We start from the raw sequence: 13,073 nt of genomic DNA on the forward strand, positions 1-13,073 counted from the left end.
CTCCCGCCACGTTACTTACGCGCATCCGCCCACGATTTCAGCAGCTCGCTGTAGCTCACGGTTTCGCCCTTAGGCTTCTCGTTTTCCAGTTTAGGTTTCGGTGCGCCCGGCTGATCGAACCAGTACTGCGCATCGCGCTCGGGGTTCATTTTCGGTGCGCAGGTGGCTTGTGCCTTCGAACGCTCCAGGCGGGTCATGATCGCGTCCTGATCCTTGGCCAGGCCGTCGAGCGCCTGTTGTGGGGTTTTGTCGCCGCTGGCCGCTTCGGCGATGTGGCTCCACCACAACTGCGCGAGGCGAGGATAATCAGGCACGTTGGTCCCGGTCGGCGTCCATTGCACGCGGGCCGGGCTGCGGTAGAACTCCACCAGGCCGCCGAGTTTCGGTGCCAGGTCGGTCATGGCTTGCGAGTTGATGTCCGACTCGCGGATAGGCGTCAGGCCGACGATGGTTTTCTTCAGCGACACGGTTTTCGAGGTCACGAACTGCGCATAGAGCCAGGCCGCCAGTTTCTGCTTCTCGGGCGTGGACTTCATGAAGGTCCAGGAACCCACGTCCTGATAGCCCAGTTTCATGCCCTCTTCCCAGTACGGTCCCCGTGGTGAGGGCGCCATGCGCCATTTCGGCGTGCCATCGGCGTTCATCACCGCCAGGCCTGGCTTGGTCATGTCGGCGGTGAAGGCGGTGTACCAGAAAATCTGCTGGGCGATGCTGCCCTGGGACGGCACCGGGCCGGATTCGGAGAAGGTCATGCCCGCTGCTTCCGGTGGCGCGTACTTTTTCAGCCAGTCGACGTACTTGGTGGTGGCGAACACCGCCGCCGGGCCGTTGGTGTCGCCGCCGCGGGTTACGCTGGAACCCACCGGGTGGCAGTCCTCGACACGAATGCCCCACTCGTCCACCGGCAAGCCGTTGGGGATGCCCTTGTCGCCGCCACCGGCCATGGAGAACCAGGCATCGGTGAAGCGCCAGCCCAGGGACGGGTCCTTCTTGCCGTAGTCCATGTGCCCGTAGACGCGCTTGCCGTCGATTTCCTTGACGTCTTCGCTGAAGAACCTGGCAATGTCTTCATAGGCCGACCAGTTCACCGGTACGCCCAGCTCGTAACCGTACTTTTCCTTGAACTTGGCCTTGAGGTCCGCCCGTTCGAACCAGTCGGCACGGAACCAGTACAGGTTGGCGAACTGCTGGTCAGGCAACTGGTAGATCTTGCCGTCCGGCGCGGTGGTGAAGGAAATGCCGATGAAGTCCTTGAGGTCGAGGGTCGGCGAAGTGAAGTCCTTGCCTTCGTTCGCCATCAGGTCGGTGATCGATTCGGTCTTGCCGTAGCGAAAGTGCGTACCGATCAAGTCCGAGTCGTTGACCCAGCCGTCATAGATGCTTTTGTCCGATTGCATCACGGTCTGCAGCTTTTCCACCACGTCGCCTTCCTGCAGCAGATCGTGGGTCAGCTTGATCCCGGTGATCTCGGTGAAGGCCTTGGCCAGCACCTTGGACTCGTACTCGTGGGTAGCGATGGTTTCCGACACCACCTTGATGTTCATTCCGCGGAAGGGCTCCGCCGCCTTGATGAACCACTTCAACTCTTCCAGCTGCTGATCGGCCGTCAGTGTGGATGGCTTGAATTCACTGCCGATCCATTTTTTCGCGGCATCTTCGTAGGCATCGGCCCAGGCCGAAGCGCTCAAACCGCTGAGTGCCAGCATGGCTGCCAATGAAATGCTATGTCGCAGCTTATTGTTTTTGTCGAACATAAGACCTCCTGTTTAAGTTTCGGAGCAACACTGCCGAGCGATTCGACTAGCCCCAACGCATCACAGCCAACAGCCACACCAGAGACAACGCGAACGCCACCCAGATGCTCCAGTCGGTGACGCCGATTACCAGCAAATGCAGGTAGGCGCTGCCGAGAAGACCGATGAACAAGCGATCGCCACGGGTGGTGGCAATCGGTAGCAAACCTCGCCGAAGCACGCTCGGCGAACGCAACTCCCAGGTGGTCATGCCCACCAGGATCAAGGCAATGACGCCGAAGAACGCCGCCGTGGGGGCGGTCCAACTCATCCATTCCATCATCAGCTCCTCATACCCGGCCCAGGGCAAAGCCCTTCGCCACGTGGTTGCGAACAAACCAGATCACCAGCATGCCCGGCAGGATGGTCAACACCCCCGCCGCCGCCAGCACCCCCCAGTCGATACCGGATGCCGAAACGGTGCGGGTCATCACCGCCGCGATCGGTTTGGCGTTCACCGAGGTGAGGGTTCGTGCCAGCAGCAGTTCGACCCAGGAAAACATGAAGCAGAAGAACGCCGTCACACCGATGCCGGAGCCGATCAACGGGATGAAAATCTTCACGAAGAACTTGGGAAAACTGTAGCCATCAATGTAGGCGGTTTCGTCTATTTCCTTGGGCACGCCGGACATGAAGCCTTCGAGAATCCACACCGCCAGCGGCACGTTGAAAAGGCAGTGAGCCAGGGCCACGGCAATATGGGTGTCGAACAACCCGATCGACGAATACAGCTGGAAAAACGGCAACAGGAACACCGCCGGTGGCGCCATGCGGTTGGTCAGCAGCCAGAAGAACAGGTGCTTGTCGCCCAGGAAGCGATAACGCGAGAAGGCATACGCCGCCGGCAGTGCCACGGTCAGGGAAATGATCGTGTTCAGGCTCACGTAATACGCCGAATTGATGTAGCCGGTGTACCAGCTCGGGTCGGTGAAGATCACCTTGTAGTTGGCCAGAGTGAAATCCTGCGGGAACAGCGTCAGGCCGCCGAGGATTTCGCTGTTGCTCTTGAAGGACATGTTCAGCAGCCAGTAGATCGGCACCAGCAGGAACAGGATGTAGAGCAGCAGGGGGATAAGCTTTCTTTTGCTCATGGCGCGGGCCTCAGCGGTTGGCGTCAGAGTGAGTCATGGCGGTGTAGAACAGCCAGGACACCAACAGGATGATCAGGAAGTACACCAGCGAGAACGCCGCGGCCGGCCCCAGGTCGAACTGGCCGACCGCCATCTGGGTCAGGGTCTGGCTGAGGAAGGTCGTGGCATTGCCCGGGCCGCCGCCGGTGAGCACGAAGGGCTCGGTGTAGATCATGAAACTGTCCATGAAACGCAGCATCACGGCGATCAGCAGCACGCTCTTGAGCTTGGGCAACTGGATATGCCGGAACACTGCCCAGGCCGAGGCACGGTCGATCCGCGCCGCCTGGTAATACACATCCGGAATCGCCCGCAGGCCGGAGAAGCACAACAGCGCCACCAGCGAGGTCCAGTGCCAGACGTCCATCACCAGCACGGTGACCCAGGCGTCCGCCGTGTTCGCCGCATAGTTGTAGCTGATGCCCATGGCGTTGAGGCTCGAACCGAGGAGGCCGATGTCGGCGCGGCCGAAGATTTGCCAGATGGTTCCGACCACGTTCCACGGGATCAGTAGCGGGATCGCCAGCACGATCAACACCACCGAAGACCAGCGGCCCTTGGTCGGCATGGTCAGGGCGATGGCGATGCCCAGCGGAATTTCGATCAGCAGCACGCAGGCGGAATAGATGAACTGGCGCAGCAACGAGTCATGCAGCCGCGGGTCGAGCAGTACCTGTTTGTACCAGTCAGCACCGACGAAATAGCGGCTGGACTGGTCGAAAATGTCCTGCACCGAATAGTTGACCACGGTCATCATCGGGATCACCGCACTGAACGCCACCAGCAGGAACACCGGCAGCACCAACCACCAGGCCTTGTTGTTCTGCACCTTGTTCATGGCTGCGCCTCTTGGTTGGCATGGGCTTCGAGCAGGAAATCATCGGCGTACACCATCAACCACTGCGCCGGAAAACTGATGTAGGCCGTGCCTTGTGGCACCGGTTTGTCTTCGGTCAAGCGCACTTTCAGGGTGGCGCCGTCGAGGTTGAGGGTCATGATCTTGTAGGTACCCAGGTCCTCGACGTGTACGACCTGTGCCTGCAGCGCGTCATCAAAGGCTTCGTCCCACACATGGACGAACTCCGGGCGAATGCCGACCTTCAGGGTTTTCCATTCGGATTCTGCGATGCGTTGCTGCATGGCCTCGGACAGCGGCAGGTGGGTCGAAGCGAACCCGACGCCACCCGGTTGCGGCTGCACCTCGATCAGGTTCATCCCCGGGCTGCCGATGAAGTAGCCGACAAAGGTGTGGCTCGGGCGCTCGAACAATTCCCGTGGTGTGCCGAATTGCACGATCTGCCCGCCGTACATCACCGCAATCTTGTCGGCGAAGGTCGAGGCCTCCAGCTGATCGTGGGTGACGTAGACCATGGTGATGTTGAACTGCTCGTGGATCTGCTTGAGCTTGCGTCGCAGCTTCCACTTCAGGTGCGGGTCGATCACCGTCAGTGGTTCATCGAACAGGATCGCCGACACATCGTCGCGCACCAGCCCGCGGCCCATGGAGACTTTCTGTTTTTCGTCGGCGGTGAGGTTGCGCGCCTTTTTGCCCAGCAGGTTCTGCAGGTCGAGGACCTCGGCGATTTCCTGCACCTTGGTATGAATTCTTGCCTCGACCATGCCCTGGTTACGCAGCGGGAAGGCCAGGTTGTCGAACACCGTCATGGTGTCGTAGACCACCGGGAACTGGAAAACCTGGGCAATGTTGCGCTTCTCCGGCGTCAGGTCGTTGACCGCTTTGCCGTCGAACAGCACATGACCCTGGGACGGGCTGAGCAGCCCGGAAATAATGTTGAGCAAGGTTGATTTGCCACAGCCCGACGGACCGAGCAACGCGTAGGCGCCGCCCTGCTCCCAGATGTGGTCCATCTCGCGGATCGCGTAGTCCTCGGGTCCCACCGGGGTTTTGGTGTAGCTGTGGGCGAGGTTCTGCAAACGGATTTCGGCCATCAGGCTACCCTCGCGACACGCTGGCCCGGCGCCTGCACCAGCCGGCCCTGCGTATCGAACACAAACAGTTTATGGGTCGGGATGTAGATACGGATCGGCGCATCGACGTCGTATTCGTGAACACCCGGCAAGTGCAGCACCAGCAGGAAATGCTCGTTGCGCACGTGGAGGAAGGTTTCCGAGCCGCTGATCTCGGCCACCTCGACGGTCACTGCCAGTTCGAGGTCATCGTCATTGCTCGGCACCAGCGAGATATGGCTGGGTCGCACGCCGAAACGGAACTCGCCCTCGCCCACCGGGCGCAAATCGACGTTCAGCGGAAAGTGCACGAAGTTGGCGAAACTCACTTCGTTGCCGGCAATGCGCCCCGGCATCAGGTTGATCGGCGGCTCGGAGAACAGCTCCGCCGCCAGCACGGTTTGCGGCTGGTGATAGACCGAAGACGACTGGCCGCTCTGGATCACCCGCCCTTCGTGAAGAATGGTGGTGGTGCCGCCCAGGGCCAGGGCCTCGTTGGGTTCGGTGGTGGCATAGATTGCGATGGTATGGCGCGCCTTGAACAGCTCGCGCATTTCCTGGCGCAGTTCCTCGCGCAACTTGTAGTCGAGGTTGACCAGCGGCTCGTCGAACAGGATCAACTCGGCATCCTTGACCAGCGCCCGGGCCATGGCCGTGCGTTGTTGCTGGCCACCGGAAAGCTCCAGCGGATAACGCTTCAGAAATTTTTCGATGCGCAGCATCTTCGCGGTTTCCAGCACCTTGCTCTGGATCAGCTCGCTGGATACACCGGCCTGGCGCAGCGGCGAGGCGATGTTGTCGAACACCGTCATGGTCGGGTAATTGATGAATTGCTGATAAACCATCGACACATTGCGCAAGCGCACCGGCCGTTGGGTAACGTCGACGCCGTTCATCAGGATGCGGCCGCTGTCGGGCTTGTCCAGACCGGCCATCAGGCGCATCAGGCTGGTTTTGCCGGACAGGGTTCGTCCCAGCAAAACGTTGAAGGAACCGGGTTCAAAACTCAGGTTGGCATCGTCGATCCAGGTCTGGCCCTCGACGGTGCGGCTGACGTGCTCCAGGGTGAGTGACATGGCTCGGCCTTTTATTATTGGAGTCAAGCGACCGGAGCGATAAAGCGACATCCGTGCCAAAAATCCCAAGCCGTTGATTCAGCTTGAAATTAGTGAAAACAACGGGCCGTCGACGTTCGTTGCTGAACACAAATGAACAATCTGAAATGAACAATTGAACAGTTCACCCATTGACAGTGAACAATAGTGAACAACACTCTACGGATGCGTTTTGCCTTTCCTGATACCTGAAATAAATGCAAAACCTGTGGGAGCGGGCTTGCTCGCGAAAGCGGTCTGACAGTCACATTGATGTTGAATGTGCCGCCGCCTTCGCGAGCAAGCCCGCTCCCACATGAAGTTCATCGCGCTGCAGAACTACCCATAACAACAATAAAGTCTTGTTCAGAGATCGACTGCCATGGCCGCACCTGCCCTGCCGCTGTCCCACGACGCCATCATCCAGGACTCCTGGTCGCGTTGCCGCGCGTTCGGCCTCAGTCATCAGAGCGCGCCGGCATTCGATCAATTGCCGGCTGCGGGCATCGCGCAACTGCTGGAGAGCCAGCATTCACTGGTGCAAACCACCCATCAGGAAGTGCTGCCCTACTACGAGAACATCCTGAGCAATTCCAATTGCCTGATCATGCTCGCCGACCATCAGGGCCAGGTGCTCACATCGTGGGGCACCCAGCGCTTTATCGAGCCGAAACTGGCCCGGGGTTTCAGCGCCGGCGCCAGCTGGGTGGAACGTTGCACCGGCACCAACGCCATTGGCACCGCCCTGGCCTGTGAACAGGCCGTGCACATCGAGCACGACGAACATTTCCTCAAGGCCAACCGTTTCATGACCGGTTCCGCTGCGCCGATTTTCGATGCCGAGCGCAAGGTGATCGCGGTGCTGGACGTGTCCAGCGACAGCTACCTGCCGCCATCCCATACCTTGGGCATGGTCAAGATGATGAGCCAGACCGTGGAAAACCGGCTGATCCTCAACCTGTTCCATGGCCAGCATTTCCAGTTGACGTTCAACACCGGGCTGAACAACCTCGACAGCCAATGGGCCGGCTTGCTGATATTCGATGAAAGCGGCCAGGTGCTGTCGGCCAATCGCCGGGCCGACAATCTGCTGGGCATCAGCCTGTCGCGGGTCAGTGTCGAGAGCCTGTTCAAGGTCTCGCTGCTGGAACTGCTCAATCAGCCCGAAGGCCTGCCCTTCGCCTTGCAAGCCTCAGGACGCAACCGCTTCCAGTGCCTGCTGAAGCGGCCGAAACAGGCATCCATTCAACCCCGAGTGTTCACCGAGCCGGTTGTAGCTACACCCGCGGCCATCAGCCTCAACACCCTGCATTTCGGCGACAGCCGCGTGGAAAAAGCCGTGCGCCAGGCCGAACGCTTGCTGGAAAAAGACATTCCACTGCTGATCCATGGTGAAACCGGGGTCGGCAAGGAAGTGTTCGTCAAAGCCCTGCACCACGCCAGCTCGCGCAGCAAACAAGCGCTCATCGCCGTCAACTGTGCGGCGATTCCCGCCGAACTGGTGGAATCCGAGTTATTCGGTTATGAGAAAGGCGCGTTCACCGGCGCCAACCAGAAAGGCAGCATCGGGCTGATCCGCAAGGCTGACAAAGGCACGCTGTTTCTCGACGAAATCGGTGACATGCCGCTGCCGACACAGGCGCGACTGTTGCGGGTGTTGCAGGAACGTTGCGTGCAGCCAGTGGGCAGCAGCGAATTGTTCCCTGTGGACTTGCGCATCATTTCAGCGACCAATCGCTCACTGCGCGAACAAGTACAACTGGGGCGGTTTCGTGAAGACTTGTACTACCGCATCGGCGGCCTGACCCTGGAACTGCCGCCCCTGCGTGAGCGCAGCGATAAGGAGGCACTGTTCAAACGCCTGTGGGAGCAGCACCGTGAACCGACGCAATGGGCCGGTTTGAGCCAGGAAGTGATGGCGTTATTCAGCCGCCACCCGTGGCCGGGCAACTTGCGCCAGGTCAGCAGCGTGATCCAGGTGGCCCTGGCCATGGCCGAGGAACAGCCGGTGCGAGCAGAGCACTTGCCGGATGATTTTTTTGTCGACCTGGAGATGGAGCCGATGGAGACGCCGGAGCCGCTGGGCATCGACTTGAATGATGTGGAAGCACTGAATCGGCAGTTGCAAGCGGTCGGGGGGAATATTTCGTATCTGGCGCGGCTGTTGGGGGTTAGTCGCAATACCCTGTACAAGCGGTTGCGCCAGGCTGAATGACAAGTTGGCCGAATGGGCCTCTTCGCGAGCAAGCCCGCTCCCACATTGGATTTGCGTTGTACTCAAAACTCAAACACACCAAAGATCAACTGTGGGAGCGGGCTTGCCCGCGAAAGCGTCAGCCCTGTCACTTCAAAATGAACTGCCAACCCCTAAAACAAAAACCCGCACATGGCGGGTTTTGTCTGTAACGCAAGCAGCAATCAGTCAGCCAGACGCCAGGTCGTGCCGCCCTTGCCGTCTTCCAGCACCACGCCCATGGCGGTGAGCTGGTCGCGGATGCGGTCGGATTCGGCCCAGTCCTTGCCGGCACGTGCCGCCAGGCGAGCAGCAATCAGCGCCTCGACTTCGGCTGCATCCACGCGCCCTTCGGCACCGGCCTGCAGGAAGTCATCGGCTTCGAGCTGCAACACACCCAGCACGCTGGCCAGTTCTTTCAGACGCGCCGCCAGGCCGGCCGCTGCATTGAGATCGCTCTCACGCAGACGGTTGATCTCGCGGACCATCTCGAACAGCACCGCACAGGCTTCCGGCGTGCCGAAGTCGTCGTTCATCACCTGGGTGAAACGCTCGACGAAGGCTTCGCCGCCGGCAGGCGCCACGTTCGGCAGGCCTTTCAACGCGTGGTAGAAACGCTCCAGTGCGCCTTTGGCGTCCTTGAGGTTGTCTTCCGAGTAGTTGATCGCGCTGCGGTAGTGGCTCGACACCAGCAGGTAACGCACGACTTCCGGGTGGTACTTGTCGAGCACGTCGCGGATGGTGAAGAAGTTGTTCAAGGACTTGGACATCTTCTCGCCATTGATACGGATCATGCCGCAATGCATCCACGCGTTGGCGTAGGTCTTGCCGGTGGCCGCTTCGCTCTGGGCGATTTCGTTTTCGTGATGCGGGAACTCAAGATCGCTGCCGCCGCCATGAATGTCGAAGGTTTCTCCCAGGCAGCAGGTCGACATCACCGAGCATTCGATGTGCCAGCCCGGACGCCCGGCGCCCCACGGCGATTCCCAGCTCGGCTCGCCCGGCTTGGTGGCTTTCCACAGTACGAAGTCCAGCGGGTCCTGCTTGGACTCGTCGACTTCGATGCGTGCGCCGATGCGCAGATCTTCGATCTTCTTGCGCGACAGCTTGCCGTAACCCATGAACTTGGCGACGCGGTAGTACACGTCGCCGTTGCCCGGGGCGTAGGCATAACCCTTGTCGATCAGGGTCTGGATCATGCTCAGCATGCCCGGGATGTGATCGGTGGCACGCGGTTCCATGTCCGGCTTGAGGATGTTGAGGCGTGCCTCGTCCTCATGCATGGCGGTGATCATACGCTCGGTCAATGCGTCGAACGGCTCGCCGTTCTCCCGGGCCCGATTGATGATCTTGTCTTCAATGTCGGTGATGTTGCGCACATAAGTCAGGTTGTAGCCACTGAAGCGCAACCAGCGGGTCACAAGGTCGAACGCGACCATGCTGCGGCCGTGGCCGATGTGGCAGTAGTCGTACACGGTCATGCCGCACACGTACATGCGCACATTGTTGCCATCGAGCGGCTTGAAGACTTCTTTGCTCTTGGTGAGCGTGTTGTAGATCGTCAGCACTTTAATTTCCTTGACGCTGAATCACTGGCCCCACGAATCACGCAGGGTCACGGTGCGGTTGAATACCGGCTGACCTGGTTTCGAGTCCTTGAGATCGGCGACGAAATAACCTTCGCGCTCGAACTGGAAACGGTCTTCCGGCTGTGCATTGCCCAACGAAGGCTCGGCACGACAACCGGTGAGTACCTGCAGCGAGTCAGGGTTGATGTTGTCCAGGAAACTGGCGCTGTCTTCGGCCTTCTCCGGGTTCGGCGAACGGAACAGGCGATCGTACAGACGCACTTCGCACTCGACGCTGGCCGCGGCCGGCACCCAGTGGATCACGCCTTTGACCTTGCGGCCTTCCGGGTTCTTGCCCAGGGTGTCCGGATCGTACGAGCAGCGCAGTTCGACGATGTTGCCATCGGCGTCCTTGATCGCTTCGTCGGCGCGGATCACGTAGCTGCCACGCAGACGCACTTCACCGGCCGGCTCCAGGCGCTTGTAGCCCTTCGGCGGCTCTTCCATGAAGTCTTCACGGTCGATGTAGATTTCACGGGCGAACGGCAAAGCGCGCACGCCCATGTCTTCTTTCGGGTGGCACGGCAGTTCGAGGTTCTCGACCTGGCCTTGCGGGTAGTTGGTGATCACGACTTTCAGCGGACGCAGCACGCACATGGCACGCGGGGCGCTCTGGTCGAGGTCGTCACGGATGCTGAACTCGAGCATGCCGAAGTCCACCACGCCGTCGGAACGGTTGGTGCCGATCATTTCGCAGAAGTTGCGGATCGATTTCGGCGTGTAGCCACGGCGGCGGAAACCCGACAGCGTCGACATGCGCGGGTCGTCCCAGCCGTTGACGTGCTTTTCATCGACCAGCTGCTTGAGCTTGCGCTTGCTGGTGATGGTGTAGTTCAGGTTCAGGCGGCTGAACTCGTACTGGCGCGGGTTGGCCGGCACCGGCAAGTGCTCGAGGAACCATTCGTACAGCGGACGGTGGCTTTCGAACTCCAGGGTGCAGATCGAGTGGGTGATGCCTTCGATGGCGTCCGACTGACCGTGGGTAAAGTCGTAGTTCGGGTAGATGCACCACTTGTCACCGGTCTGGTGGTGGTGAGCGTGACGGATGCGATACATGATCGGGTCGCGCAGGTTCATGTTCGGCGAGGCCATGTCGATCTTGGCCCGCAGTACGCGTGCGCCGTCCGGGAACTCGCCGGCCTTCATGCGGGCGAACAGGTCCAGGTTCTCTTCGACGCTGCGGTCGCGGAACGGGCTGTTCTTGCCAGGTTCGGTCAGGCTGCCACGGTATTCCTTGGCTTGCTCCGGAGTCAGGTCATCGACGTAGGCATTGCCGGATTTGATCAGCTCCACTGCCCAGTCGTGCAACTGGTCGAAATATTGCGAGGCGTAGCGCACTTCACCGGACCACTCGAAGCCCAGCCATTTGACGTCGCTTTCGATCGCGTCGATGTACTCCTGGTCTTCCTTGGCCGGGTTGGTGTCGTCGAAACGCAGGTGCGTGACGCCGCCGAACTCCTGGGCCAGGCCGAAGTTCACACAGATCGACTTGGCATGGCCGATGTGCAGGTAGCCGTTGGGCTCAGGCGGGAAACGGGTGACGATCTGCGTGTGCTTGCCCGAGTCCAGGTCTGCCTGGATGATCGGCCGCAGGAAGTTGACCGGCACGGCTGGGCCGGTCTTGGCATTCGAGGTAGGGTCGACAGTGGGCTTGCTCATAGGATCCTTGAACGTACAAGTGCGTGGCCGTAATGAAGGCCGGACAAAACAAAGCCGCTATCATAGCCGATGCCGTCAAGTGCCTGACAGAGCGCACTCTGTAAACCGTCGCATTTAATGGGCCGCAAATGAAAAAACTGCCTCGAAATTCGTGCCTGTCACGCTAAACTGCGCACCTTGGCCGAGACAGGCTGAACCGGTTGCGGGACGGAATGTTCCAAAACCACGAATTCCCTTAGTGAGTAACGATCATGACCCAAGTCAAACTGACTACCAATTTCGGCGACATCGTCCTCGAACTGAACGCCGACAAAGCCCCGATCACCGTGGCCAACTTCGTCGAGTACGTTAAAGCCGGTCACTACGAAAACACCGTTTTCCACCGTGTCATCGGCAACTTTATGATCCAGGGCGGCGGTTTCGAGCCAGGCATGAAAGAAAAGAAAGACAAGCGTCCAAGCATCCAGAACGAAGCCGACAACGGTCTTTCCAACGACAAGTACACCATCGCCATGGCCCGCACCATGGAGCCGCATTCGGCTTCCGCACAGTTCTTCATCAACGTGGCGGACAACAGCTTCCTCAACCACAGCGGCAAGAACGTTCAAGGCTGGGGCTACGCAGTATTCGGTAAAGTGACCGCCGGCACCGACGTTGTCGACAAGATCAAAGGCGTGGCCACCACTTCCAAGGCCGGCCACCAGGACGTACCGGCAGACGACGTGATCATCGAGAAAGCCGAGATCATTGAGTGATATTGCTGATTTCAGATTTACATCTGGAAGAGGAGCGCCCGGACATTACCCGGGCGTTTCTGGATTTGCTCGCCGGACGCGCCCGCTCGGCGAGTGCGTTGTACATCCTGGGCGACTTTTTCGAGGTGTGGATTGGCGACGACGCCATGACGCCCTTCCAGCGCTCCATCTGCCAGGCCCTGCGCGACCTCAGCGACAGCGGCACGGCCATTTTCCTGATGCACGGCAATCGTGACTTCATGCTCGGCAAGGCCTTCTGCAAGCAGGCCGGCTGCACCCTGCTCAAAGACCCGAGTGTCGTGCAATTCAACGGCGAGCCGGTGCTGCTGATGCACGGCGACAGCCTGTGCACCCGCGACGAAGGCTATATGAAGCTGCGCCGCTACCTGCGCAACCCGATCACCCTGTTCATCCTGCGCAACCTGCCCTTGCGCACCCGGCACAAGCTGGCACGCAAACTGCGCAGTGAAAGCCGTGCCCAGGTGCGGATGAAGGCCAATGACATCGTCGACGTCACGCCCGAAGAGATTCCGCGGATCATGCAGGAGTTCGGGGTGAAGACCTTGATCCACGGGCATACCCATCGTCCGGCGATCCACAAGTTGCAGTTGGGCGACCAGGCAGCCCGGCGCATTGTGCTGGGGGATTGGGATCGTCAGGGTTGGGCGTTGCAGGTGGACGAACAAGGGTTTGCGCTGGCGCCGTTCGACTTCGTACCGCCGCCGCAACTGGCAGCACCCGCGAACTAACAGCCGAACACAAAAACCTGTGGGAGCGGGCTTGCCCGCGAAGAGGGAGTGTCAGTCGACATCT

11 protein-coding genes are annotated in these 13,073 nt (G+C 60.0%); 3 read left to right on the top strand and 8 right to left on the bottom strand.

Features of this window, described 5'->3' with window-relative positions; all coding sequences use genetic code 11:
* Positions 1-11: 11 nt before the first annotated feature.
* Genes ACXX83_RS14475 through ACXX83_RS14500 form a run of 6 tightly spaced genes read right to left on the bottom strand, consistent with a single transcriptional unit; the run spans position 12 to position 5,967 of the window.
* The gene (locus tag ACXX83_RS14475) at positions 12-1,754 is read right to left on the bottom strand and encodes an ABC transporter substrate-binding protein (protein WP_015094368.1); all 1,743 of its coding nucleotides are present in this window, start codon (positions 1,752-1,754) and stop codon (positions 12-14) included.
* Positions 1,755-1,800: 46 nt separating this feature from the next.
* On the bottom strand, positions 1,801-2,073 hold the full coding sequence (locus ACXX83_RS14480) for a DUF2160 domain-containing protein (protein WP_015094367.1): 273 nt from the start codon (positions 2,071-2,073) through the stop codon (positions 1,801-1,803).
* Positions 2,074-2,083: 10 nt separating this feature from the next.
* The gene (locus ACXX83_RS14485) at positions 2,084-2,884 is read right to left on the bottom strand and encodes a carbohydrate ABC transporter permease (protein ID WP_007970460.1); all 801 of its coding nucleotides are present in this window, start codon (positions 2,882-2,884) and stop codon (positions 2,084-2,086) included.
* Positions 2,885-2,894: 10 nt separating this feature from the next.
* Complete coding sequence (locus tag ACXX83_RS14490) at positions 2,895-3,761, bottom strand: carbohydrate ABC transporter permease (RefSeq protein WP_007970461.1); 867 nt, start codon at positions 3,759-3,761, stop codon at positions 2,895-2,897.
* The gene (locus ACXX83_RS14495) at positions 3,758-4,873 is read right to left on the bottom strand and encodes an ABC transporter ATP-binding protein (protein ID WP_458548914.1); all 1,116 of its coding nucleotides are present in this window, start codon (positions 4,871-4,873) and stop codon (positions 3,758-3,760) included. The genes ACXX83_RS14490 and ACXX83_RS14495 overlap by 4 nt, the downstream gene beginning before the upstream one ends.
* A complete protein-coding gene (locus ACXX83_RS14500) occupies positions 4,873-5,967 on the bottom strand; it encodes an ABC transporter ATP-binding protein (protein WP_015094365.1) in 1,095 nt (364 codons plus the stop codon). The genes ACXX83_RS14495 and ACXX83_RS14500 overlap by 1 nt, the downstream gene beginning before the upstream one ends.
* Before the next feature lie 400 nt (positions 5,968-6,367).
* Here ACXX83_RS14500 and ACXX83_RS14505 point away from each other — a divergent pair, with 400 nt between their 5' ends.
* Positions 6,368-8,200, top strand: coding sequence for a sigma-54-dependent Fis family transcriptional regulator (locus ACXX83_RS14505; RefSeq protein WP_458548916.1), 1,833 nt, complete (start codon positions 6,368-6,370; stop codon positions 8,198-8,200).
* Positions 8,201-8,403: 203 nt separating this feature from the next.
* Here ACXX83_RS14505 and cysS read toward each other — a convergent pair whose 3' ends face one another.
* Both cysS and ACXX83_RS14515 read right to left on the bottom strand, forming a co-directional pair.
* Entirely contained in the window at positions 8,404-9,786 is a 1,383-nt protein-coding gene (gene cysS / locus ACXX83_RS14510) for a cysteine--tRNA ligase (RefSeq protein ID WP_116260974.1), read from the bottom strand.
* A 21-nt stretch (positions 9,787-9,807) separates the two neighbouring features.
* The gene (locus ACXX83_RS14515; protein ID WP_458548918.1) at positions 9,808-11,505 is read right to left on the bottom strand and encodes a glutamine--tRNA ligase/YqeY domain fusion protein; all 1,698 of its coding nucleotides are present in this window, start codon (positions 11,503-11,505) and stop codon (positions 9,808-9,810) included.
* Positions 11,506-11,756: 251 nt separating this feature from the next.
* Between ACXX83_RS14515 and ACXX83_RS14520 the strand changes: the two genes are divergently transcribed.
* Together ACXX83_RS14520 and lpxH are read left to right on the top strand one after the other, a co-directional pair.
* Positions 11,757-12,260: a peptidylprolyl isomerase gene (locus ACXX83_RS14520; RefSeq protein ID WP_007981235.1), complete on the top strand. Its 504-nt coding sequence runs from the start codon at positions 11,757-11,759 to the stop codon at positions 12,258-12,260.
* Complete coding sequence (lpxH, locus tag ACXX83_RS14525; RefSeq protein WP_217835715.1) at positions 12,257-13,009, top strand: UDP-2,3-diacylglucosamine diphosphatase; 753 nt, start codon at positions 12,257-12,259, stop codon at positions 13,007-13,009. Before ACXX83_RS14520 ends, lpxH begins: the two co-directional genes overlap by 4 nt.
* Positions 13,010-13,073 lie beyond the last annotated feature (64 nt).

The sequence above is a fragment of the Pseudomonas sp. GNP012 genome (assembly GCF_054343835.1).